This is a genomic window from Paenibacillus sp. FSL H3-0286 (assembly GCF_045040705.1).
GTDB classification, from domain to species: domain Bacteria; phylum Bacillota; class Bacilli; order Paenibacillales; family Paenibacillaceae; genus Paenibacillus_AQ; species Paenibacillus_AQ odorifer.
In genome coordinates this window covers 1,742,852-1,767,699 of record NZ_CP150285.1, presented here as the reverse complement: position 1 = coordinate 1,767,699, position 24,848 = coordinate 1,742,852, and the positions used below count along the sequence as shown (strand labels likewise).

General features: G+C 45.6%; 26 protein-coding genes. 4 read left to right on the top strand and 22 right to left on the bottom strand.

The window, feature by feature from the left end; genetic code table 11:
- Positions 1 to 177: 177 nt before the first annotated feature.
- Positions 178 to 705: a hypothetical protein gene (locus tag MHB37_RS07690; RefSeq protein ID WP_076142484.1), complete on the top strand. Its 528-nt coding sequence runs from the start codon at positions 178 to 180 to the stop codon at positions 703 to 705.
- 81 nt (positions 706 to 786) lie between these two features.
- On the opposite strand, the gene MHB37_RS07685 is transcribed toward MHB37_RS07690, so the two are convergent.
- Genes MHB37_RS07685 through MHB37_RS07665 form a run of 5 tightly spaced genes read right to left on the bottom strand, consistent with a single transcriptional unit; the run spans position 787 to position 6,145 of the window.
- Positions 787 to 1,752 carry a family 43 glycosylhydrolase gene (locus MHB37_RS07685; protein ID WP_076125166.1) on the bottom strand — a complete coding sequence of 322 codons (966 nt, stop codon included), beginning with the start codon at positions 1,750 to 1,752 and terminating at the stop codon, positions 787 to 789.
- A gap of 12 nt (positions 1,753 to 1,764) precedes the next feature.
- A complete protein-coding gene (locus MHB37_RS07680; RefSeq protein WP_405169583.1) occupies positions 1,765 to 3,042 on the bottom strand; it encodes a glycoside hydrolase family 27 protein in 1,278 nt (425 codons plus the stop codon).
- A 31-nt stretch (positions 3,043 to 3,073) separates the two neighbouring features.
- Positions 3,074 to 3,346, bottom strand: coding sequence for a DUF6171 family protein (locus MHB37_RS07675; RefSeq protein WP_076125168.1), 273 nt, complete (start codon positions 3,344 to 3,346; stop codon positions 3,074 to 3,076).
- Between the two features lie 4 nt (positions 3,347 to 3,350).
- On the bottom strand, positions 3,351 to 4,826 hold the full coding sequence (locus tag MHB37_RS07670) for an alpha-N-arabinofuranosidase (RefSeq protein WP_405169111.1): 1,476 nt from the start codon (positions 4,824 to 4,826) through the stop codon (positions 3,351 to 3,353).
- Positions 4,823 to 6,145, bottom strand: coding sequence for an arabinan endo-1,5-alpha-L-arabinosidase (locus MHB37_RS07665; protein ID WP_405169582.1), 1,323 nt, complete (start codon positions 6,143 to 6,145; stop codon positions 4,823 to 4,825). The genes MHB37_RS07670 and MHB37_RS07665 overlap by 4 nt, the downstream gene beginning before the upstream one ends.
- A gap of 424 nt (positions 6,146 to 6,569) precedes the next feature.
- Between MHB37_RS07665 and MHB37_RS07660 the strand changes: the two genes are divergently transcribed.
- Positions 6,570 to 7,526, top strand: a complete 957-nt coding sequence (locus MHB37_RS07660) for a transcriptional regulator (RefSeq protein ID WP_036675692.1) — start codon at positions 6,570 to 6,572, stop codon at positions 7,524 to 7,526.
- Between the two features lie 131 nt (positions 7,527 to 7,657).
- Complete coding sequence (locus MHB37_RS07655) at positions 7,658 to 7,816, top strand: hypothetical protein (RefSeq protein WP_036675694.1); 159 nt, start codon at positions 7,658 to 7,660, stop codon at positions 7,814 to 7,816.
- A 794-nt stretch (positions 7,817 to 8,610) separates the two neighbouring features.
- Here the strand turns inward: MHB37_RS07655 and MHB37_RS07650 are convergent.
- The 16 genes from MHB37_RS07650 to spoVAC form a co-directional block, all read right to left on the bottom strand.
- On the bottom strand, positions 8,611 to 8,772 hold the full coding sequence (locus MHB37_RS07650) for a hypothetical protein (protein ID WP_175619003.1): 162 nt from the start codon (positions 8,770 to 8,772) through the stop codon (positions 8,611 to 8,613).
- Positions 8,773 to 8,808: 36 nt separating this feature from the next.
- Positions 8,809 to 9,579 carry a class I SAM-dependent methyltransferase gene (locus MHB37_RS07645; RefSeq protein WP_340395211.1) on the bottom strand — a complete coding sequence of 257 codons (771 nt, stop codon included), beginning with the start codon at positions 9,577 to 9,579 and terminating at the stop codon, positions 8,809 to 8,811.
- A 55-nt stretch (positions 9,580 to 9,634) separates the two neighbouring features.
- Positions 9,635 to 10,558, bottom strand: a complete 924-nt coding sequence (locus MHB37_RS07640) for a S1 RNA-binding domain-containing protein (protein WP_036675697.1) — start codon at positions 10,556 to 10,558, stop codon at positions 9,635 to 9,637.
- Entirely contained in the window at positions 10,555 to 10,902 is a 348-nt protein-coding gene (rsfS, locus tag MHB37_RS07635) for a ribosome silencing factor (protein WP_036675699.1), read from the bottom strand. The genes MHB37_RS07640 and rsfS overlap by 4 nt, the downstream gene beginning before the upstream one ends.
- On the bottom strand, positions 10,899 to 11,477 hold the full coding sequence (yqeK, locus tag MHB37_RS07630; protein ID WP_405169110.1) for a bis(5'-nucleosyl)-tetraphosphatase (symmetrical) YqeK: 579 nt from the start codon (positions 11,475 to 11,477) through the stop codon (positions 10,899 to 10,901). Before yqeK ends, rsfS begins: the two co-directional genes overlap by 4 nt.
- Positions 11,449 to 12,051 (bottom strand): nicotinate-nucleotide adenylyltransferase, encoded by a 603-nt coding sequence (locus MHB37_RS07625; protein WP_076125178.1) that lies wholly within the window; start codon positions 12,049 to 12,051, stop codon positions 11,449 to 11,451. Before MHB37_RS07625 ends, yqeK begins: the two co-directional genes overlap by 29 nt.
- Positions 12,052 to 12,087: 36 nt before the next feature.
- Positions 12,088 to 12,381, bottom strand: a complete 294-nt coding sequence (yhbY, locus tag MHB37_RS07620) for a ribosome assembly RNA-binding protein YhbY (RefSeq protein WP_036675703.1) — start codon at positions 12,379 to 12,381, stop codon at positions 12,088 to 12,090.
- A 67-nt stretch (positions 12,382 to 12,448) separates the two neighbouring features.
- Positions 12,449 to 13,267: a shikimate dehydrogenase gene (gene aroE, locus MHB37_RS07615; RefSeq protein WP_081386436.1), complete on the bottom strand. Its 819-nt coding sequence runs from the start codon at positions 13,265 to 13,267 to the stop codon at positions 12,449 to 12,451.
- 71 nt (positions 13,268 to 13,338) lie between these two features.
- Positions 13,339 to 14,466 (bottom strand): ribosome biogenesis GTPase YqeH, encoded by a 1,128-nt coding sequence (gene yqeH, locus MHB37_RS07610; RefSeq protein WP_076125182.1) that lies wholly within the window; start codon positions 14,464 to 14,466, stop codon positions 13,339 to 13,341.
- A gap of 2 nt (positions 14,467 to 14,468) precedes the next feature.
- Positions 14,469 to 14,990: a YqeG family HAD IIIA-type phosphatase gene (locus MHB37_RS07605; RefSeq protein ID WP_036675921.1), complete on the bottom strand. Its 522-nt coding sequence runs from the start codon at positions 14,988 to 14,990 to the stop codon at positions 14,469 to 14,471.
- Between the two features lie 87 nt (positions 14,991 to 15,077).
- On the bottom strand, positions 15,078 to 17,318 hold the full coding sequence (locus MHB37_RS07600; RefSeq protein ID WP_405169109.1) for a transglutaminase domain-containing protein: 2,241 nt from the start codon (positions 17,316 to 17,318) through the stop codon (positions 15,078 to 15,080).
- A gap of 1 nt (position 17,319) precedes the next feature.
- Positions 17,320 to 18,564, bottom strand: a complete 1,245-nt coding sequence (locus tag MHB37_RS07595; RefSeq protein WP_076185303.1) for a DUF58 domain-containing protein — start codon at positions 18,562 to 18,564, stop codon at positions 17,320 to 17,322.
- A 1-nt stretch (position 18,565) separates the two neighbouring features.
- Complete coding sequence (locus tag MHB37_RS07590; RefSeq protein ID WP_076125188.1) at positions 18,566 to 19,522, bottom strand: MoxR family ATPase; 957 nt, start codon at positions 19,520 to 19,522, stop codon at positions 18,566 to 18,568.
- Between the two features lie 155 nt (positions 19,523 to 19,677).
- Positions 19,678 to 20,028, bottom strand: a complete 351-nt coding sequence (spoVAE, locus tag MHB37_RS07585; protein WP_036675923.1) for a stage V sporulation protein AE — start codon at positions 20,026 to 20,028, stop codon at positions 19,678 to 19,680.
- Between the two features lie 2 nt (positions 20,029 to 20,030).
- A complete protein-coding gene (spoVAD, locus tag MHB37_RS07580) occupies positions 20,031 to 21,062 on the bottom strand; it encodes a stage V sporulation protein AD (protein WP_036675714.1) in 1,032 nt (343 codons plus the stop codon).
- Positions 21,059 to 21,562, bottom strand: a complete 504-nt coding sequence (gene spoVAC / locus MHB37_RS07575; protein ID WP_076125192.1) for a stage V sporulation protein AC — start codon at positions 21,560 to 21,562, stop codon at positions 21,059 to 21,061. The genes spoVAD and spoVAC overlap by 4 nt, the downstream gene beginning before the upstream one ends.
- 562 nt (positions 21,563 to 22,124) lie before the next feature.
- Here spoVAC and MHB37_RS07570 point away from each other — a divergent pair.
- Positions 22,125 to 23,198: a M42 family metallopeptidase gene (locus MHB37_RS07570; protein WP_076125194.1), complete on the top strand. Its 1,074-nt coding sequence runs from the start codon at positions 22,125 to 22,127 to the stop codon at positions 23,196 to 23,198.
- Positions 23,199 to 23,827: 629 nt separating this feature from the next.
- Here the strand turns inward: MHB37_RS07570 and MHB37_RS07565 are convergent.
- On the bottom strand, positions 23,828 to 24,667 hold the full coding sequence (locus tag MHB37_RS07565) for an aldo/keto reductase (protein WP_217696507.1): 840 nt from the start codon (positions 24,665 to 24,667) through the stop codon (positions 23,828 to 23,830).
- Positions 24,668 to 24,848: the final 181 nt, after the last annotated feature.

Genomic DNA, 24,848 nt, shown 5'->3' with positions numbered 1-24,848 from the left:
TTTACTATTCATTTTAGGAAACTCATGACTTCTCATTGCTTTTTAAAAAAACTTTTAAAAAAATGCAACAAAAACTGCTCTTCTCACGTAAAGAGTAATATAAACCCGTTTAAGAAAAAACAGAGCGGGTAATAAGTTCTATACAACGTCTTACATATCTCAAGGGGGAGATTAATAATGTTTAAGAAAAAGTCAGCGTATGTGTTACCAGTTGTTGTTCTGTTGTTTCTTTCCCTCATTACTTCTGCAAGTACCATTGGAACACGGGTAGATGCGCAAGATAGTGACAAGACCCAGCATCAAACAGTTTACTTTCATACTATTGAATCCGACCATGGCAAGCTCTCCGGTACGACCGATGAAATAAACTGGTATCAGGGTGCTGATGCCGATCGAATCTTTGCTGAAAGAGATCCAGAAGCTGCAGCAGAAATAGGCGGAGCTCCAGACAGTTATTATATTGTAAATGATGTTGATACTCTGACAACTTATCCGATTGCGGATAACGCCACAGTGACGATGCAAATTTTTGATCACACTGGCAATATGGATGACTTGGATATCAACTGGAATGAGTCCATAACCTTACAGCAATTTATGGATCAATTTAATAAAACGGATGTCATCGACTTGAGCCAGTTCCCGTATCACATCACCGTTCAGGACGGCGTAATTACTTCTATCGTTCAACAATATATACCTTAAGGTGCAACATAAGAAAGAGGGTTACTCAGCAGCCATGTAAATGGCTTATAAGTAACCCTCTTTTTTTATTTCCTTAACGAATTATTGTTTAGCTGCATCCTTAACGGGAACCCCAAAATTCGGCGTACCATCTTCATTCCAATGGAAGACTTGAGCACGAGTATGACGGTTCGGATCGTACAGCGGATCGCCGGTAATTTCTTTATAATTGCGGCAGTGGTAGATGAGTACATCTTCCCCATTTTCATTTACAGTAAAGCTGTTATGACCCGGTCCATATTGTCCATTCTCTTCATTGGTCTGGAATACCGGTTCCGGCAGTTTGGTCCATGAAGTGGCATCCAGCAGGTCGCTGTCCTCATCTGCAACTAAAAGTCCCATGCAGTAATTGAAGTCCGTAGCGCTAGCCGAGAAGCTGATAAAGATACGGCCGTTACGTTTAAGCACTGCAGCTCCTTCGTTTACCTTGTACCCAATAATCTCCCAGTCATATTCAGGAGTAGCAATCATGGTCTGAGGACCGGTTAGCGTCCATGGATTACTCATTTCCGAAATATACAGGTTAGAATTCCCCTCAATATTCAGATCCTTCTGTGCCCATACATAATACAATTTTCCTTTGTGTTGAAAGGTGGTTGCATCCAATGCAAAGGATTCCCAAGCGGTTTTTACCTGGCCTTTTTCTACCCATGTTCCTTCTAAAGGATTGGCAGATTCATTCTCAAGAGCAAACATACGGTGATCGAATAATCCATCCTTCGTCTCCGTAGTACGCGCCGCCGCGAAATAAATGTACCATTTCCCGTCAATATAATGGAGCTCTGGTGCCCAAATGTTTGCACTAAGCGGACCCGTCTCATATTTACGCCAAGCTACAACCGGTTCTGCAGCAGCCAATCCCTCGATTGTTGTTGCTCTCCGAACTTCGATCCGGTCGTATTCTGGGACAGAAGCAATAAAGTAGTAATAACCATCTGTATGTTTATATACCCATGGATCAGCTCGTTGCTCCACCAATGGATTTTTATATTCTACACTCGTATTCATAATCTCTCTCCTCTATTTAAACTTTAACAATACAGAACCATGCTGTGGAAGAGTTTGAGAAATACCTTCGTTAACCACTTCCAAATCGCGGCTCTGCCATAGATCACGTATAATATTAGGAATTGAAACCTTAAGCTGCTCGAACGACACCTGAAGCGTTAAAGCTTCATCGCTAAGATTAAACAAAGCTACATAATGGTTACCTTGTTCATCCTCAGATGTCCAGATCGCATGCTCCTCATTTAGCGCCACCTGTCTGCCGCCTTTACCATAACGATGCAGATGAAGCACTTCCTTATTGGTCAATAAAGATAATGTCCAATCATCATTGTCCCGAAGTTCTCCTCCAAACATTAACGGGGAGCGGAAAATACTCCATAGTGTCATCATGGTGACCTGCTCGTCATGAGTAAACCGCGTGAACCGGTCTCCCCCGCCATCTACAGAACGAATGCCCAGATGACCTAACGGCAGCATGTCACAATCCGGCCAATGGCCCGGCTGCACATAAGGAGCCCATTTCTCACAGCGCTCAAACATCCCGCGCAGCAAATGCCAATGATCCCAGTAATCATCGGTCATTCTCCAAAGGTTAGCGTGTCCGGCTAAGTGTTCAGCCTCTTCCACTGGAGCAGGTCCAGGCGAAAGACTGAGCACCATCTCGCGACCACTGCGGTCAATAGCCTTACGGATCATAGCAACTTCTTCTTTGTGATATCCATAAATGCGTGAAGCGGCAATATCATCCACTTTCACATAATCCACACCCCAACTGGCATACAACTGGAACAGCGAGTCATAATACGCCTGACTGCCTTCTTTTGAAGCATCTACTCCATACATATCCGTATTCCATGGACAAATAGAATTTGGGTGAGCCACATCGTGTGCGGTTTGCTCAGATCCTAGAATGGCACTGGCCGCATGAGCAGCCTGACGCGGGATTCCGCGCATAATGTGTATGCCGAATTTCAAACCCAATCCATGTACATATTCAGCGAGTGGCGCAAACCCTTTGCCTCCCGCTGCGGAAGGAAACCGGTTCTCAGCAGGTTGAAGTCTGGAGTACTCATCCATAACCAGCGGTACAAAGTTGCGGTACTGCGAAGAATTTGCTCCAGGCTCATACCACTGAATATCCACAACTACATATTCCCAACCAAAGTCCTTCAAATGGGTAGCCATATATTCTGCATTGCCTCTTACTTCTTCTTCATTTACACTGGCCCCGTAACAATCCCAACTATTCCAGCCCATCGGGGGCGTAGCAGCTAACAAATTTTGTTTGATGATTTTCACGTCCTTTTCAAAAACTTAGTATTCACTCCCAGCGAGGTGCCAAGGGATAAGGGCAAGTAGAGTCCTGCAATCTTGTTCTTACCTCTACGAGACAGCCACAATAACGGCAAGTGCTACCAAATTGCAGGCCAGAGCAATCTCGGCAATGTTCAATACGCTGCAAATATTGCTCCTCCGGTGCTAAAGGTCTTTCTCTAGTGGCTATTTCTATTAAACGCTCCAGTTTTTCTGGGCTTATTCTCATGTTCTCATCACAGCTTTTGCAGCGACGGTTTTTTTCTTGGTTCTCTGACATGATGTTATTCCAGAGTCAAGACTACCACGGAAGCAGGTGGAAGCTCGCAGCTCAGCTTTTCACCTAATAAAGACGCACCCTCAAAAGCTACTGGAGTAACTGTATCCGGTGCCTCAAACGTATTGTGCGCTCCCAGCACGGAATGCGTTAAAATCTGACCTGTCACTTTGCTAAAGCTAACCTCTTCAATACCAATACTTAGCGATGCGCTGTCATTATGGCTCAGGTTACAGAGTGAAACATATACTTTGCCATTCGTATCACGAGATGCAGAAACGCTAATCTGTGGAATTGTAAGCTCCCCAAACGTATAATCAGGGCTCTCAATAGTAACTTCAAGCAGTTCATTATCCTGATGCTCTTTGTACATTTCAAATACATGATAGGTAGGCGTTAGAATCATCTTGTCGCCCTCCGTCAGGATAAGGGCTTGCAGTACATTGACCACTTGAGCCAAATTCGCCATTTGCACACGACTGCTATGCTTTTGGAAAATATTCAGCGTTACCCCTGCTACCAATGCATCTCTGAGTGTATTCTGCTGATACAGGAACCCTGGATTCGTACCAGGTTCACTTAAGAACCAAGTTCCCCACTCATCTATAATCATTCCAACCCGCTTATCCGGATCATATTTATCCATTACCGCTGAATGTTTGGTAATCAGTTCATCCATATGCAAGGTTTTTTGCATAGTCTCAAACCATTCGGCTTCATCAAAACCTAAAGCGTAACGTTTCTCTTCCCAGCTTCCAGGAATCGTATACGAATGAAGACTGAGACCATCCATAAACCGTCCAGCTTCGCGCATTAACACTTCCGTCCAATTATAATCATCAACGTTGGCGCCACCAGCGATTCTATAGATCTGATTTTCACCATAAATGCGCACATATGTCTGGTAACGTCTGTACAAATCTGCATAATATTCTGGACGCATATTGCCGCCGCAGCCCCAGTTCTCATTACCTACACCAAAATACTTCAACTTCCACGGCTCTTCACGCCCATTTTCACGACGCCAGTCCGCCATCGGTGATTCGCCTTCAAAGGTCATATATTCAACCCACTCCGACATCTCCTGAACAGTGCCACTGCCAACATTCCCGCAGATATACGGTTCACAATCCAGCAACTCACATAATTCAAAAAATTCATGCGTCCCAAAATGATTATTCTCGACGACACCGCCCCAGTGCGTATTCACCATCCGCTTACGGGTTTCTTTTGGACCAACGCCATCCTTCCAATGATACTCATCGGCAAAACAACCCCCCGGCCAACGAAGGACAGGAATATTAACATTTTTGAGTGCTGCTAGGATGTCATTGCGGAAGCCCTTGGTGTTCGGAATCGGTGAATCTTCCCCCACATAGATCCCGTCATAGATACATCTGCCCAAATGCTCAGCAAAATGACCATATAGATATTTGCTGATCTTATTACTTCCTTTACCTGCATGTAGCTTGATCGTAGTCATCTATTCTCTTCTCCATTCTTTTGCTTACCCCAGATGGAAATTCCATTTTCATTTAATCCAGTAAATACAAGGGTCTGAGTTTCTTTCTCCCAATCCCATGACGGAAGCAATTGCACCTTCTCTATCCGGCCTTCACCCTCGACAACATCATTCCAGACCAAGGTCAGGACTCTGCATCCATCAAAAGACCAGCTTCCCTTTCCATTCGCACCTTCCAGCTTAAAGTCAGAGGATAGACTTATGACGGCAGACTGAATCTGGCCATCCGCTGAGGGGTCCATTACAATCCATTCCCACTGTCCTGCGATTAGCTGTTCTGGAATATCCTGTTCCACTTCACCCGCATACCGTTCTGGAGATACAACAGGCCAACCATCCTCTGTCCACAGAATTCGACGAACCTGTAAATAGGACCAATGTTTATCGATTTCACCACGTGCATGATGAACTATATAATAGCTGCCATCCTCATGAAGAACTGAGTTATGGCCGGGAGCTATCCAACCTGGATCTTGTCCAAAGCGATAGCCACCCAGTATTTTATTGCCGACCTCATATCGGGGTTGATGCGCACTATCCGTCATATCTCGTCCGTTATAATCCACATATGGGCCGGTAATAGTATCTGCACGAGCGACACGAACGTTATAATCCTCAAACAGGGAGTCATAGGAGACGAACAAATAGTATTTTTTGAATTGCTCGTTATACACTACGTACGGTCCTTCAACTGCTCCATCTTTAATGGTGTTATCCCGTTTAGCGATCAGCGTACCAAAACCTTCTTGCTTCGGTTTGCCCGTTTCCGCATTCAGCTCAATGATATGAATTCCACCAAAAAAAGAACCATACACCATCCACATTCGCCCATCTGCATCCGTAAGCACATTGGCATCAATCGCATTCAGTGAATCTTCAGCACGCGTCTGAATCACTACACCTTCATCGGTCCAAGGTCCCTCAATAGAAGCTGAAGTTTGAAGTCCGATTAGTGATTGTCTACTTCCGAAAGATGAGGCCGAGTAATACATTCGATACTGTTCACCGTATTTCACCACATCGGGTGCCCATAAATTAGTAGCCCCTGCCCATTCCTTCGCAACTTGGGGAATTCCCGACAGCGCATAATGAACCCATTCCCAATGGATAAGATCCTGTGATTTCCGAACCATTACGCCTGGACGTAATTCTCCTCCGACTCTTATGTCGGTAGAAAAAACATAGTAACCCTCATCTGTTTTAATAATGCCTGGATCATGTGTGTTGTGAATCGTCCATAAAGACTCGATATCAATCACTGATAGATCATACATTGGCATGTTCCCCGGGGAACTTGGAAAGACAAGATCTGATGTTTTTTTTACCATTAAATTATCACCTCAGAAATAGCAACAGATTGAACAGCAATAAATATTAAATTTAAAATGAAAAAATATGTATTCGCTTACAATATAAAATAACATATATAAAAAGCCTTGTAAATATATTTCTATAAACCTTTTTATATTTATATGAAATTAAACTCGAAATAAATGAATTAGGGCGAAATAACAGCCTTTTTCTTTAGATTAATTCTTTATATGTTTAAATTTTACTAAATCAAATAAAAATCATGCCAAAAATCCCTCTTATATTCGTACATTCTACAAAATAAGGAAGTATACTTTATTTATATGCCTTATTAGTTTATAATTTTATAAAATAGTATAATTTATGACGTAATCGGAAGAAGGTATTGATAAAATGATCTATATTAAAGATTTAATGAGTGGATTAGAAATTTTTAAGGCACTAAGCTCAGAAATCAGAATTCTCATTTTAGAGCTCCTTGCCACCAATCAAGCCTTGAACCTGAATGAAATTGCCAAGAAACTGAACCTCAGCAACGGCGCCATCACCATGCATATTAAAAAGTTAGAAGAAAGCGGTCTCATTGAGATAAACACATCAGTGGGTAAGCACGGTATTCAAAAGGTCTGCTATTTAAATAAGGACAAGCTTATTGTTGACCTTCGCAGCAAGGATGTTGATAATCTTTACGAAGTAGAAATTCAAGTAGGTCATTACAGCAACTATCAGGCTGTTCCAACTTGTGGACTGGCTACCAAAGACAGCATCATCGGGGATTTCGACGAGCCGCGTTATTTTGCAGATCCGCAGCGAATTGAATCCGAAATTATTTGGATGGCTGAAGGGTTCCTCGAATATAGAATTCCGAACTACCTTAAAGCCAACCAAACGTTCCGCGAAATTCAGTTCTCGATGGAGATCGGCTCTGAAGCTCCTGGGTCTAACGATAACTATCCGTCCGACCTTTATTTCTATTTAAATGGAATTGAAATCGGATTCTGGACTAGCCCTGGCGATTTCGGAGATACCCGGGGAACATTTAACCCCGATTGGTGGCCTCCGCACCTAAACCAATACGGTATGCTGAAGCTGATCCGTATCAATAATGAAGGCAGCTTTATTGATGGCTGTCGGATTTCTGACGTGACCCTTGATGATATCCAATTGGATTACAAGAGTGAACTCACTTTCCGTATCGCAGTAACCGACAAACCTACAAACAAACGTGGACTCACGATTTACGGAAAACATTTCGGCAATTATAGCCAGGACCTACTGGCACGTGTGTTGTATGATGTACATGAAGTTGGAGAGGGCCTCCCTCGTAACGCTGTTATAATAGCAGAGTAACAACCCCGCTTAAATAAAAAGACCCTAGATTCAGCTAACGCTGATTTAGGGTCTTTTTGTGCTTCGTATATTTTTTCGATATTGAACCATAATAACTTTGTCTCCCAAACCACCGAGAAGGAGTGTTTCGAATGCGTGAAGGTCTAATTCCCGCTGTTCTTGGAACCGTCGTAACCGCTTCTAGCGCCGCTTTTCTTGGAAGCAAGTATAAGATGGCAGCAACAGGCGTACTTGGATTTGGTCTGGCTCATGTCGTATTGGGTGCCATTGATCTGTTTGAGCATCGGTAAGGATTGGAAGATGCCGGGTGGTATGAACACTGCCCGGTTTATTTTGTATTTCTTATGTTGGCGCAATTACAAGCTGCTCCAACAAATGATGTCATAAAAAAAACAGCGCTTCTCCTGATTCGGAGAAGCGCTGTTTTTGTTTGGGGCGCTGGCTGGTTGCTCCAACCTTGTCTCCATCATCTCACGTATCTCACGTGGCTTACGTGGCTTACGTGGCTTACGTGACTTACGCGGCTTACGTGACTTACGTGGCTTACGCGGCTTACGTGACTTACGCGGCTTAGCGGCTTACGTGGCTTACGTGACTTACGCGGCTTAGCGGCTTAGCGGCTTACGTGGCTTACGTGACTTAGCGGCTTACGGACCCAGATGACGTTATTTGCATATTTTTAGCTCTTGGAGCATGTTTTCGGACTCCAGTGACGCTATCCATTGGAAAAAGACCAATATTGGACGTTTTTCAAGCCAATAGCTGCAATGGAGTCCGATAGCACCCAAAATATTGGAAAATGCTGCGTATAAGGTCCGCTGGGTCCGATCGCTACTACTAATACGTATATCTGATGGTACTTGTGCATGCATGCGTGATGGGTAGTGAAAACCCACACGCTTCCGTAAAGGGTAATGCATGAGCATTCGATAGCGGGAATCCACACGCTTCCGCAATCGGTAATGCATGAGCATTCGAGAGCGGCAACCCGCACGCTTCCGCAATGGGCATATATGAGCATTCGATAGCGGGAACCTACACGCTTCCGCAAAGCGGTAATGCATGAGCATTCGATTGCGGGAACCTACACGCTTCCGCAAAGCGGCAATGCATGAGCATTCAATAGCGGCAACCTACTTGTTTCCGGCAGCGTCAACTTATGTGCTTCCAACAGCAGCATTCCACTCGCTTCCCCCAGCAATAAGCTAAAGTCAAAAAAAGGGGCTGTCCCAGCTGCTATTTTCATAGCTTATGGGACAGCCCCTCTTAACATTTTGAATAATTATTTTATAGCTACATAAAATAATCGTTCAGCATCATCTTCTGCCTCTACCCACTCGAAATCGGCGTAGATCTTCACATCACTAAACCCAGCCTTAAGCAGCTCTTCCTTCATCCAGTTAGGATCGTAGGCGCGCTGAATATGGGTCTCTTCGAATCGGCGATAGCGATCGCTATGTCCGTCTTCACGGGCAAAAATGGACAAATGATGTTCAATTTCGCGGCGTGGAACATCCATCTCACAAGTCCAAATATAAGAAACAGATGGCTCGTCCAGAATAAAGGGCTGTTCTTCTTCATAACGAATTAGTGTGTTTGGATGATGCACATCGAACAGGAAGGTTCCGCCTTGCTTTAACCCTGCATAGGTACTGGCAAAAACAGCGCTGATGTCATCCTCTTCCAACACATAATTCAGACAATCACAAAAGGAAATTACAGAATCCACCAGCTCCGGAAGCTCCCATTCCTTCATGTTTTGTCTAATCCAACGAACACTGCCTTCGCGCAAAAAACGCCGTCCCAGGGGATGATCCTCCATTTTGCGCTGTGCCACTGAGAGCATATCAGAAGATAAATCGATTCCGGTCATATGATATCCTGAACCCGCCAAAGGAATTGTAATACTTCCTGTTCCGCAGCCAAGCTCGGCTACAGTTAACGGTTTGCCGTATTTACTCCATGCGGCTTCAGCAAAGGATATCCAATCTGGATACGGCATATCTGCCATAAGCTCATCGTATACATAAGCAAATTTCCCATAGGAAGACACAATTACACCGCTTTCTATAACAACATTTTATAAATTCCGTCTATTGAATCGTAGCTTAATCCGTCGTTTCTTCTTGCCCTTCGGTTGTTCCTTCTTCATTATCCTTAGCAACAAGATACGTCCAGTTCTCTTTTTGAGTAATATGGCCTTCCTTCATCAGCTTCCCAAGTGCACGCTTGAAGGCGGATTTACTGATTCCGAACCGTTGTTTGATAATATCTGGCGGCGTAGCATCCGAATAAGGCATCGCTCCACCTGGACGAGCATTTAAGAACTCCAAAAGTGCGGCGGAATCTACATCCATCCCCACTTCTTTACGAAGACCCATAGAAAGGTTAACACGTCCATCTTCACGGATATGAGAGACACGTGCTTCAAACTGCTCACCAAGACGCAGCAGACGGCTCCGCTCCGAGGAATGGACCATACCGATAATCCCAAAGCCTAGCACACCCGCATCCACAAGTACAAAAGTACCCATTTGCAGCGGCTTATACACTCGGGCTGTTACAGTCTGCCCCATCCAAGATTCAGGTGCAGGCAGAGCTAGAGGAGCAAGCTCCTGTTCTCCGGCCAGCTTGGCACGCAGACGCCCCTGTTTATCATGCTCCATGATCGCAAACACATAGTCCCCAACCTGCGGACGCAGCTCTGGAAGCTCTGGAAGCTCACGGATAGGCAGCAGCAGCTGACGTCCAAGACCCATCTCCAAAAAGCAGCCCAGACGCGGATGAATATCAGCCACTTCCAATAACGCCATCTCGCCCAGCGTCAGAAATGGTTTTTTCATCGTTGCCGCAAGACGGTCCTCGGTATCAAAGAAAATGAAAACTTCAACTTTATCGCCGGCTTTTACCTTCTCTGTCAGCTCCGTATAATGCAGCATAACATCCTGGTCTCCAGCATTCAGAAAAAATCCGTATGGGGAAACTTCCCGCTCTACATGAAGTGTAACCGTAGTTCCTGCAATCAGGCTCATACAGTCTCCACAACCTTGGCATCGGACCACAGACGCTCGATATTGTAATATTCACGCTCATCGCGGTGGAATATATGAACGATAACATCGCCAAGATCCATCAGCACCCAGCGTGCTGAATCCATGCCTTCAATCCCTTTGATCACTCCGCCTGCTTCATGAACCACTTTACGGACTTCGGTAGCGATCGCCTGTACCTGAATATCCGAGTTACCGTGACATACGATAAAATAATCACTGATTGGTGAAACATTACGTAGATCTAGTGCCACGACGTTCATTGCTTTTTTATCTTCAACAGCCTTAAGGGCCAGTTCTAACAGCTTGCTTGGTTGTACACTCATATTTTATCCTCCAATATTCTAACTAAATCATTACGCGCCAGTACCGTTAAGGGGAAAATCACCCGGCGTTTCTCCAGTAACAAACTAATCGTAGAATCGAACCCAGCGACTAATCCTTCTTCCAAACTTACTTGTGCCTTCTCGCGTATCTTATCAACCCCGGGAAAATCACGCCCAGGCTCGATGTAGTCAGCTAGGCAGACGATCTTTTCAAGTAAACTCATGTCTTCACGGCCTGAGGTATGGAAACGAATCGCATTGATAATATCAGGATCCGTAATCCCATAGTCTTTCTCAGCTACAAAGGCGCCTACTTCCGAATGCCACATCTGCTTGTCATACACCAGAAGATCCAAATTTAATTGATTTTGTTCAATGATCTCCTTCATAATCTCAACCGGCCAATACTTGGCCACATCATGCAGAATTGCTGCTGTCTCTGCACGCTCAGGGTCAGCACCATATTGCTTCGCCAGTTGAATAGATGTCTCCATCACGCCGAGTGTATGCTTCCAGCGCTTATCAGGCATCTGTGCGGAGACCGCTTCAATCAGTGCTTCGCGGCTGTATGCCATACAATCCACTCCTTTGAACATAATCGAACACTGCCTCTGGAACCATATAACGAATAGATTTACCTGCTGCCGCCCGTTCTCTTAACATCGTTGACGAAATATCCACCAGTGGCATATCTGCAAGCAATACCTTCTTTGCTATAAAGTCTGGCAATGCATCTAGATCAAGAGGTGTTCCCGGACGACCCACACCAATAAATGTAAGCCGCTGCACCAGTTCTTCAATCTCGTTCCATTTCGGCAAATACTGGACCATATCCGCTCCAATGATGAAATAAAGATCGAAATGCGGATACTCCTCTTGCAGACGTCTTATGGTCTCATAGGTATAGGAGACGCCACCTCTGACCACTTCCCAATCTAATGTGCAAAAAGCTTCATGATTCTTCACCGCTTCCTGCACCATGGCTAGTCGGTCTTCTCCAGATACACCCGCCTCATGTTTATGAGGCGGGATATGTGAAGGCATAAACCATACCTCTTGCAGACCATAAGTATCTCTTGCGGCTTCCGCTGCCATCATATGACCGATATGAAGAGGATCAAAGGTACCTCCCATAATTCCAACTTTCAAGAGGACGACCTCCTCGGTAAGGTATACTTACAGCTATTAACGCGGCAGCTCAATGGTTTTGTTATCACGTGATTCTTTGTATAGAACGACAGTCTTACCGATCACTTGCACAAGCTCAGAACCCGATTGTTCAGCCAGAGCAGCGCCAATTTCCTTGGGATTCTCAATATTATTGCTCAGTATACTAATCTTCATAAGCTCGCGCTTCTCAATAGCTTCTTCAATATGGCGTACGAGGTGATCATTTACTCCACCTTTGCCCACTTGAAAAATAGGATCGAGATGGTGCGCCAATGAACGAAGATACCGTGTTTGTTTACCAGTTAACATAAATGAATAACTCCTTAATTAACATATATTATTACCTATTATTACCCTAACTTGATGAATCCATTTCTTACTCATTTCCACCCAAGCAATCGAGAATGGTCTGCCGCATGATTTCCGTAGGCGCAGGCTGCCCTGTCCAATACTCCAGTGCATAAGCTCCCTGATAGACAAACATACCAAGGCCTCCATGAATCGTACAGCCCCGTTCGAGTCCTTCCAACAATAGCCGCGTACGCAGCGGATTATAAATCAGATCGCTTACGACCATTCCTTTACGAAGCAGTCCAGGATCTATCGGTGTCTCATCCATATGAGGATACATACCTACGGAGGTAGTATTGATCAGCACGTCTACACCACTTAGCATTTCTGCTACTTCGTTCATGCTAATCCCGATGACATTCCCTTTGCTCCGGCACTGTGACGCCAAGTCCTCTGCCTTATCAACACTGCGATTAGCAATAATGATTGAAGAAGGCTTCTCCTGAAGTAGTGCGGCAACAATTCCTCTTGCTGCTCCACCGGCCCCGATAACCATAATCTTCACACCAGACAAATCAGAAATAGCTTCCGCTTTGAGCGAACGCACGTAACCGATCCCATCCGTATTATATCCGGTGAGCACTCCGTTATCATTAACAATCGTATTGACTGCACCAACGGCTACTGCACTCTCATCTAATACATCCAAATATTGCATCACCGCAACCTTATGCGGAATCGTCACATTCACTCCACGGAAACCAAGCGTACGGATCGCTTGCACCGCATCGCCCAGCTTCTCCGGGCGGATGTGAAGCGGTACATAAGCACCCGGAATTCCCAGCGCTTGCAGCGCTGCTTCATGCATAATTGGAGATTTGGATTGTATAATAGGATCTCCCATTACACCGAGTAGAATATTACCGCTATTGTAGCCTTCGACTGCAGTTGTAGACAATAGATTATCCTCCCTCGTTAAATCATCGAAGGGCGGGTAAGCACCTTCACACCACGCGGAACATGAATGGCCACAACTGCACCTTCAGTTCCATTAACCTTAATCCAGCCCAGACCCGAAATATACAGATCGGCTCTGCTGCCCCGGTTAATCCGGAACTCATGCCGCTGCCAAGGTGGCAGCTTGTCCATCCGGTCACTTCCCGGTGGAGACAGCATTTCACCGCGATGATCCTGATAGAGGGAATCTGCGCGTTCCAGCTTCGTGCGATGGATTTTTAAAGTACCACTAATAAAGCAAGTGAAGGATTGATGCGGGCCTTGTACGAAATCAAAACGTCCCAATCCACCGAAGAAAAGAGTCTGTCCTTCGTTCAACTGATAGACTGTCGGCTTCAAAGGATTGGCAGGCATAACTGCATCCAGATCCTGACGCTCAACTAATTCACTATAACGCCAAGGATACACAATCCCTGGAGTATCTATAATGTAGTGGCCGTCATCCAGTGGAATTTTGACCGTATCGAGTGTTGTGCCAGGGTAACGTGAAGTCGTTAACTCCTGCTCTAAATCGCTATAGTCCGAAATCAGACGATTAATAAGTGTGGATTTGCCCACATTGGTAGCACCTACTACATATACGTCGCGTTGACCGCGCAACTCCGTTACGGCTTCCAGCAAACGGTCAAAACCTTGATTGCGTTTCGCACTGCAAAGTACGATTTCAGCCGTCCGCAAGCCTTCCTCTTTACAGCGCTGCTGCATCCAGTTACGCAACTTGTTCCAGTTTGTAACCTTCGGCAGCAAGTCACATTTATTCACTGCAAGAATAACAGGGTTATTGCCAACAAACCGCTGCAGGCCGGAAATCAGACTGCCTTCGAAATCGAAGATATCGACAATATGAATAACAAGCGCATTCTTCTCTCCTACTCCACTCAGCAGGCGAAGAAATTCATCCTGATTCACCGAAACAGATGAAGCCTCATTATAATTTTTAATCCGGAAACAGCGTTGGCAAATCACCGGGTCCCGTTCAAGTGCAACCTCCGGAAGGTATCCTGGTTGATCCTTATGCTCCGTCTGAAGCTTGATGCCGCAACCGCTGCACTTCTCAGGACGCTGTGTTTCGCTTTGTTCGTTCATTACTATTTATCCTCCTCGTGCCACAATCCTTTTTTGCGAAGCCGTGTCAGAGCAACCCGCTCTACCCGGCGATTAAACCTTGTGCCGAACCCCTCGTCCTTGACGGAGATTGGCAGTACCAAAACAGTATACAGGCCAAGGCGATTGCCGCCGTATACATCAGTAAGCATTTGGTCTCCCACCACAATCGTTTGTTCAGGGGGCAGCTCCATCTGCTTCATCGCTTTGAGAAAAGGAGCATTACTCGGTTTACGAGCCTGGTGCACAAATTCAATATTAAGCGGTGTTGCAAAGCGGGACACCCGTTCCATGTTATTGTTAGATACGATGATGAGCTTAAAGCCCAGTTCCTTCACCTTTTCGAACCATAACAACAGCTCCGGAGTAGCCACAGGCGCTTTGGCACCGACCAGTGTGTTATCCAGATCCGTGATGATTCCGCGATATCCCTGTCTATACAGCTCGTCCAGAGCAATATCGAATACCGTATTCACCCGGAGTTTGGGAACTAACATTTCAAACAATACGTTCACCTCGATTTCATACAAAAAACTATAACATACTCCTTGCGCATCGCAAATAAATCTGTAGCTATACTTTCACGCAAAGTGTTATTTCTTGGATCTCATTTTTCTCCGCACCCACAAAGCTTCAGTATACACGCTCTGCCAGTCTTTGTCTTCAATAACCTCAGGGCTATATTTCGCCTTTTCGAACATTGTTAGTAGTGAGTATAGATGATCAGCCACTGCCGGCCGTTCTCCACTCCAGCGATCTACGGCTTCACGTAAAGTTTCGTGCTCTTCTTTTAGCATTCCCTTGCGATGCAAATACCTTACCCAACGCTCAGTTTCCGCCACTACTTTCTGATCTGGCGTTAAAGGCCGGCCATTGCGCAGCTGCTGCATGAAGAAGCGAAGCTTAAAGCGTCTATGCCAAACTATAAAAATCGCCCAGGACAGCAACACCACTACAGCTGCCACAACAACCCATAGACCTACATGAAACCCTTGATCTTCTTGTGCGTTATTCACAGGCGCTGGTGTAGGTTCTGCCTGCTCTTTTTGATCTTCTGGTTCGACTTCAGGGGTTTGCTCACTCTGAGTTAAAAGCGGAATATTAAATCCAGGTGTAGCTTCAACTGGAATCCAACCATAATCACCAAAATAAACTTCAGCCCAAGAGTGGGAATCCGCATTGGTAATTGTATAGTTATTATTCACTGTGCCTGATTGCTGTTGTGCCGGATTCATTGGGATTTCCGGCTGTTCCCCAGGTGCGTACCCCTTAACCCATCGTGCAGGGATGTTCAGAGAGCGCGCCATAGTAACCAGTGCCGTAGAATAATAATCACAGTAACCTTCCTTTAACTCAAACAAAAACCCTTCTACAAAATCGTTGCTTGTGACACGTGATATATCTGGATTATTGGTATATGGAAAGGTTTGTTGTAAGTATTGTTGCAAAAGCGCTGTTTTTTCATACGGCGTTTTTCCTTCAGCCGTGATTTCCTCAGCCAGCTCCCGGACTCTTTTAGGAAAATCGTTAGGCAGTTGAAGAAACATTTTCTCCAAATCGTTCCCTTTATATAGCTCCTCATACGTCTTTGTTGTCAATTCTTGAACAGGAATTACAGGAACCTCAGACGTCACCTCAAAAGTAGACGGATAAGCGAGTTTCTTCCCATCCACATCCCAGATCAGCTCGCTGTCTCGGCTTCTCCAGGAGAGTCCATCTCCAGCTTTTTCCCCATTTAAAGAATCCACCGAAGATACTGAATAAGTGCCAAATAGTACGGGAAATTCATTATTATTAAGCACGGTTACTGTTTGTTTCAGTGTTCGTGTATTTACTTTAGAACCCACACTGCTCTCTAAAGCTTCACCTACATCTACCGCTTCTAGAGGTCCCCGATTTAACCGATCTCTATCGACCCAACCTCTTCCGGAATATAATCTGCGCGTTTCTCCCCGCATATAAATACGCAAATCAGAAACCACTGTCATCACCGGTGTATAATCGAAGGTAAAGCCGCCACCTAGTTGATCATCATTCAGACTGTAGCCTGACGATGTATTGTTAGTAGGGGAGACAGAACCCATCTCAGATTTCGTGGTCCCAACTGTGCCCTTCCCAGAAGACTTCCCAATCCCATTCCATTCTTGCCAAGCGGTATAAGGATCGGTTAGGGTAGGCCTTACCCCAGGCATATTCACTCCAATTAGGATGACCAAAGAGAAGACGATGGCAATATTAATGACTATTTTCGTGGGATATTTCAGCAGATGCACCCAACCACGCGGATATTGAAGCTGGAAGCTTCTCAGATGCTGGCTGACCAGCCAGCCCATCCCCGCAAATACCGTCCAGGCTACTTCCTGCCACAAAACAATAGATGTAAAGGAATCCAAGGCAGCCAAGGCCACTATGTTCATTCCTATAAACCATAAAATACGTCTTTTTGAGGATGCCCACCAAGACGACAACAGCAGCAGGGCTGAGGCTCCGAGAGCAAACCAGATATAGGGCACCATATGAACTGCAATATCCTGCAGTCTGTCCGGGAGGGTTGTTGCCCAAGGATCAGCAACGTATATACCATAATTGATAAGTATCCGATAAACGATATAAATAATAGCTGCCGCTTCAATAAAGAGCCTTATCTGAACTTTTACAGGAATTATGATTTCAATCACAGTGATCGTTATTAATGCAGCCCACACAACAGCAGTTGTCTGTCTTAACCAGATAGGTTCCGTATAAGAGACCCACTGGTGGGCTATAATCAAAAGCCACAATAGACCTAAAGAACGGTGCCAGGAGAATTTCATCTGATTCCACCAGTTTCTCATATCAGACTTCCCCTCCTAATACTATGGGAAGCTCTTGCAGTGAGCTAATGCTGTAGCCTGTAATCCCCCGTGATCTTAGAACGTCTGTCCAATCTGTGCTGCTATTCGTTTCTGATAAATTCCCTATATGAATGTGCGACGGAGTCATCCCTCTGCTGTCAGCCCAACGTAGTGCATCCAGTACAGGCTGACCACGTTGAGGACTAATTAGCACGAAGTATGAGCCTTTAGGGAACATACGGTAACCTTTTTCCAAACGGGATATGAGTGGACCGTGCCCTTCGGCGTTAAGATCGATCAAATATTGAATCATTTTCTGACGCTCAGCAGCACCTTCAACAGGTGCAAATACCTTCGTGGTCTTATCCAAACAGCAAAGACCGATCCCAATTCGCTCTCGAATGCCGAATCCAAGTAGTGAGGCTGCGACGGAGACTGCGAGTTCAAATTGATTCGAATTCATATAAGCAGAAGCAGAGCCGTCCAGAACTAGAATGGTCTTGGGAATCGACTCATGCTCGAACTCTTTGGACTTCCACGAGCCTGTCTTTGCCGTTGCATTCCAATGAATGCGTGTTAGGCGATCGCCATATACGTAGTCGCGTACACCGTTAATTTGGGTAGTCTCACGTCGTGATTGAACAACAGAGGTCTGTGGCCCAGAAAGACGGGATTTTCTTTCATATAACTGCCACCGCGGAACATAGATTGCACGAGGCAACACCTGAAACTGGCCTTCAGCCAGAAAAGTACCTTTATGCTCAACAAGGCCAAAAATATCTTGGCTGATGATATCCGTATCTGAAAATGTATAAGTGCCCCGTTCGAGAACTGGTGTCTGAAACCGCAGTTCCCCAAGTCCTCTGAGGCTGGGAATCAGGCTTTCCTCAAATACCCAGGATTCGCCATTATGCCGTTTCAGAACTTCCCTAACAACTACATAAGGTAAAGGCAAAATCCCCGGGATTGTGACCTTCAGACCTACACGAAGATACCCACCGGCAGAGAGCAAATCTCCCTTATCCTGTTCGGCATAAAAACTGCGAACACCCTTAGCCCGCCGAACGCCTCCCAAACCTCCAGCAATCAGATATGCAATAAGTACAGAGACCATAATAAACAACATAAATGCAGTTTTACCGCCCTGAAATAGTACATATAAGAGCGTAATACTCCAAATTACAAGGATGCTGGCGAACTTAGTAGGCTGAATGCGAGCTGCCATCGTAGACAAATAACGTCTCATATTATTGCCTCATCGTAACAGGCACTTGAATGCTCTGCAGAAGCTTTTGAAGCAGTGAATCTACGCTAACATTATCTAGGCGCGACTCTGGACGCAGCAATATACGATGACCCAAGGCAAATGGAGTAAGCACCTTTACGTCATCTGGAAGCACATAATCTCTTCCCTGTAAGAAAGCATAAGCTTTACAAGCCAGCATAAACGATAACGAAGCTCGTGGACTTGCACCGAGCAATACAAGCGGATGCTCTCTTGTCTGGCGCACAATATCTAACAAGTAATTCAGTACAGGATCACTCATATAAATCTCACGAATCTCCTCCTGAATACTAGCGATCTGCTCCATACTAGTGACAGCCGTAAGCCTGTCCACTGGTTGACCTTCTTGATGGCTCAACAATAGATTTTTTTCGGTTGCTGCATCAGGATAACCAAGACTAATTCTTAGCATAAACCGATCCAACTGAGCTTCCGGCAACGTGTAGGTTCCCTCAAAATCTATCGGATTCTGGGTGGCGCACAACATAAATGGATGCGGCAGCGGATAGGTCTCCCCATCTACGGTTACATTTCGTTCCTCCATCACTTCCAGAAGGGCGGATTGTGTCTTTGTGGTGGCTCGGTTAATTTCATCGGCCAGCAGGATATTCGTCATCACTGGACCTGGGCGGAAATGAAACATCTCATCTCTCGGATGATACACAGATACACCGGTAATATCACTCGGAAGAATATCCGGATTACATTGTATCCGGCGATACTCTCCGGACATTGATCTGGAAAGTGCGCGAATAAGCTGGGTCTTTCCTGTTCCCGGTACATCCTCGATCAGAACATGACCACCGGCAAGCAGCGCTGTTAGCAGCAATTGTATTTCAAATGATTTTCCAAGTATGCAGGATTCTAGATTATTACGGACAGCATTCATGATGTGCATTGATTCTTGACGAACGGGCATATATGATCCTCCTAGGTCAGAATAAGCAGTAATATTTATATTTTACATGATTAGGGGACCCAAAGTACATTGTTGAAGCTTACGAAGTGTAAACAAACCAAAAACCCGCAGGACAAAATGTCCCGCAGGTTCTAATCTAAAGCGCTAAAATCCCATTATCCTTTAGGCCGAACAACCAATGCAGCCAGGAAAGAGAACACAATCGCTGACGAAATCCCTGCGCTCGTGATATCAAAAATCCCTGTAACTACACCGATCCAGCCATCCCTTTCCAGCTCTGTCAATGCTCCATGGACCAAAGAGTTACCGAAGCTTGTGATTGGAATGGTTGCGCCCGCACCCGCAAATTTCACAAGTGGATCATAGATGCCAAAAGCATCAGCAATCGCTCCGGCTACAACTAATGTACTCATCGTATGTGCAGGTGTCAGCTTCAATACATCAAACATCAGCTGGCCTATAACGCAAATGGCTCCTCCGATCAGAAAAGCCCATAAGTAAATCATCATTAAACTCCACCTCCACTTTCTATAGCAACAGCATGAGCCACACACGGAATGCTCTCTCCCTGCTGGTATGACAATGGGGATAATAAGGCTCCAGTTGCCACAATCAGCACCCGTTTTAGTTCACCTTTTTTAATACGCTTGAGTATATGACCATAAGTCACTACTGCGGAACACCCGCAACCACTTCCTCCGGCGATCACATACTTCTGTTTCTCCAAATCGTAGATAAGCAAACCGCAATCATCAAAGGTTGTTTGCTCCATTGGAATCCCTTCTTTAGCTAATAAGGTTTTCGCAATGGGCAAGCCTACAGATGCAAGATCACCTGTAACAATTAAGTCATAATGCCCGGGGGATAGTCCGGTATCCCGAAAATGCGCAGTGATCGTATCCGCCGCCGCCGGTGCCATCGCTGTTCCCATATTAAAAGGATCTGTCAAACCGAGATCCATTATTCGTCCAAGGGTAGCCGAGACCACTACCGGATTGTTGCCAGTCCCATCATTCTGACCTACTACAGCACAGCCCGAGCCTGTGACCGTATATTGCGCCGTTGGCGGCTTCTGTGAACCGTATTCGGTAGGATAACGAAATTGCTTCTCCACCGTACAGTTATGGCTGGATGTTCCCGCGAGCACGTATTTGCTGCCTCCGGAATCTACGATCATAGAGGCAATTGCAAGGCTCTCCATGGAAGTGGAGCAAGCACCAAAAACTCCAAGATAAGGCACACCTAATTTTCTTGCCGCGAAGGAGCTGCTGATAATTTGGTTCATCAAATCTCCGCCAACAAAAAACTCCAGCTTCTCCTTATCCAGGTTTGCATTAATCAGTGCCAATAGGGAGGCTTTTTCGAAAAGAGCCCGCTCAGCCTTTTCCCATGTTTTTTCACCCATTTCCAAGGAATCAAATATAAAATCAAAATCTGACGTTAATGGACCCTCTCCCTCTTCAGGACCCACTACAGCAGAAGAGCCTAAAATAACGGGACGGCTCGTGAACTCCCAAGTCTGACTGCCAAGCTGTTTCATGTATGTGCACCTCCGCCAACGCCTAAAAAGAGATAGACGATACCAATTATGAAAGCAGCAACGGCACCAAATACGATGACTGAACCCGCCAGCTTGAACATATTGCCGCCCACACCGAGCACAAGTCCTTCCGCACGATGTTCAAGAGCTGCTGAGCACATACTGTTCGCAAAACCAGTAACCGGAACCGCAGTTCCTGCACCGGCCCATTGCGCCAGTTTGTCATACACGCCAAAGCTGGTCAGGATTACAGAAAGTAGAATCATCGTCGCTACAGTTGGACTTGCGGCTTCTTTGGAGGTCATATCGAATATTGCCATATAAGCCTCCTGAATCCCTTGTCCAATTACACAGATTAGGCCGCCAGCAAGAAATGCTCGCACACAGTTTTTGAATACGGGCCTAGCGGGTACAAAGGGCTTGGACAATTTCTCGTAATCTTGCGGGGTCAGGGTATCAAGCTTCAGCTTGACACCCGATTTTTTCGTTTTCGCCGGCATTGAGGGCACCTCCTGAAAGTTAGGCGAAGGGGGCTGACAAGCATCATAGTAGTACTCACTTTGAGCCCCTCAAGTTGTTTCTTCGCTTAGAAGTTTTCCTTATTGTTTGCCATACCCCGCTTCGTTATGTCCCTCCAATTCAGGAAAAATACAGTAACACAACTATCAGCAGCAAGAACAGCACAAGAATAAGCACTGCTTCCTTTTCCAGAGAGTTGTGGCGCCAGTAACGTCTGCGCGCTCCGCTAACCTTTAGGTTTCTTTTGGAGTATCCTCCCTGCACCCTTCTTTTGGGTACACTACCTGCTACCCTCATTTCCTTCGCATCCTTTCTAAAGCTCCTGCCACCAGAGCCCCTATTGCATTGTATTCGCGGAGCGTTCACCGGGTGTTCATTGTCTCTTTAGCATGGACAAGTGAGCTCACAATGTTCATACTAAGTGGCAGGAAGAAATAACGTTGTCGTCCATTTTGGATCGCAACCGTTTCTCGTAGAACTATAAGGATGATGTATAACGCAAAGCTTATACGTCCTTATATTTTAATAAAGGAGTGATTTCAAATGAATCAAGAAACATTGGATCTATTCAAAACACTTACCGAATTCCCTGCAGCCCCGGGCTTTGAGCGCGAACTCCGCGCTTACGTCAAGGATGCTATGACACCTTATACCGAAGAGTTCGTGCAGGATCGTCTCGGAAGTCTGTTCGGCGTATTGCGCGGTGAGGAAAACGGGCCAAAAATTATGGTCGCTGGACATTTTGACGAAGTGGGCTTTATGGTCACCGGAATTACTAACACCGGGATGATTCGTTTTCAACCGCTAGGCGGATGGCTTGCTTCTGCTGTTGCTTCCCAGCGTCTCCAAATCATTACACCAAAAGGCACATTGACCGGTGTTGTTGGCAGCACGCCTATCCACCTACTAAGCGCAGAAGAGCGCGGCAAGACGGGCGAAATTAGCAAAATGTATATTGATATCGGTGCAGACAGCCGTGAAGAGGCAGAAAGCTTTGGCGTCAGACCAGGTCAACAAGTACTGCCGATCTGTCCGTTCACCCCGCTTGCCAACCCTAAAAAAATCATGGCTAAAGCGTGGGATAACCGTTACGGTGTAGGCCTCGCCATTGAGCTGGTTAAGTCATTACACGGCAAAAAGCTGCCTAATACTGTTTATGCTGGTGCTACTGTACAAGAGGAAGTCGGACTTCGTGGAGCACGTACAGCCGCTAATCTTCTGTCCCCAGACATTTTCTTCGGCTTGGATGCGAGCGCTGCTGCCGATATGACCGGTGATAGCCAAGCCTTTGGCCATTTGGGTAAAGGCGCTCTACTGCGCATTTATGATCCTACGATGGTTACACATCGCGGCTTAATCGAATATGTACAAGACACAGCGGATACTCACAAGATCAAATACCAGTATTTTGTCTCCCAAGGTGGAACAGATGCAGGTCAGGTTCATGTAAGTGGAATCGGCGTTCCTTCCGCAGTCATCGGAATATGCTCTCGCTACATTCATACCGCTTCATCAGTTATTCATAGCGATGACTACGAAGCTGCTAAAGAGCTGTTAGTTAAACTGGTAGAAGGCCTCGACCGCACTACACTGCAAACGATTATTGAGAACAGCTAAGTTCTTATTTTTAAAAGAGCAGCGATCCTTTTTGAAGGATTGCTGCTCTTTTTTGGGTCGGGGCTTACGGACCTGTGTCACTTGCGCCCCAGTGGTGTTTACAAACCCCGATATTACTTCTAAAAACCAATTGTGCTTATGAACCCCATTGCCCGCTGATCCCGCCATTGGTACTACGACGGACCCATGATGCTTACGAACCCACGTTGTTTATTGTTTACGCTCCCAAGTTGCTTGCTTACGGCGACACGTTGTTTATTGTTTACGCTCCCAAGTTACTTGCTTACGGCCCCATGTTGTTTATTGTTTACGCTCCCCAAGTTGCTTGCTTACGGCGACACGTGGTTTATTGCTTACGCTCCCAAGTTACTTCCGGACTCAGATGACGCTATTGCTAATTTAGAGCCTTTTGAGTAAAGTTGCGGACCTCAGTGACACTATTCCAGAGAAATGGGCTCATAATCGGTGTCATTTATGCTAATAGCGACTATGGTGTCCGATATCCCCCCAAAAGTGGCATAATTCTGCGTTTAAGATCATCTGTGTCCTATAGAGACTCCCCCTATCTCTTTTCATATAAAAAAGCCCGCCTCAACGGCGAGCTCTTTAGCTACTCTCAGACAGCTATATCAACTCATATCCAGTGGCACTTTCCACGAAGGTATCGGGAAAGCCTCATCCAGCTTCCATCTTTCTTCTTCACTCAGCGTAATTAAACCTGCAGCAGCATTCTCAATTACATGCTCACGTGAAGAAGCTTTCGGAATCGTAATGATCTCCTCCTCGCGAATCGTCCAAGCTAACATAATTTGTAGTGGGGTTGCGTTATGAATACGGGCAATTTCCTGAACTGCCTCACTCTCGATAACCCCTTTGCGGAGCGCGCCTGCTTGTGCAAGCGGAGAGTACGCCATTACGGGCATGCGGTGACTTTTCTGCCATGGCAGCAATTCAGCTTCGATGCCTCTCGACCCTAAATGATACAGCACCTGATTCATAGCACAGTGAGTTCCCCCAGCTATACTAAGCAACTCTTTCATATCGTCAACATCGAGGTTCGATACACCCCATCTTGCTATTTTACCTTGAGAGACCAGTTTCTCCATGCCTTCCACAGTCACTTCAAGCGGAATATCTCCCCGCCAGTGCAGTAAATAGAGATCCAGATGATCCGTATTCAGTCGTTGCAAGCTTTCTTCACAGCTGCGAATAAGATTCTCGTTGCCGGCATTATGTGGGTATACTTTGGATACCAGGAAAACGTCATCCCGAATACCTTTAATAGCATCACCTACTAAAAGCTCTGAGTTTCCTTCCCCATACATCTCCGCCGTATCTATCAAATCCATGCCTAATTCCACGCCTAATCTAAGAGCAGCAATTTCTTCCTCTCTACGGGAAGCATCATCACCCATATTCCAAGTTCCCTGTCCTATTCTAGGCACAGAGGTACCGTCTGGAAGCAGCATGCGGTTAGCTCGGTTCACTTTCACAATTTCAGCCAAATGCTCGATTGAATCCTTAGTCATTGTAAAAATCTCCTTACCGATAAATTGTATACTTACTTTATACGACCTTTATGACCCTTTCGAAACATCTGAATCGTGTCTAATTTATAACTTATCTTTCCTTTAGGAGAGAAAAAGCAAC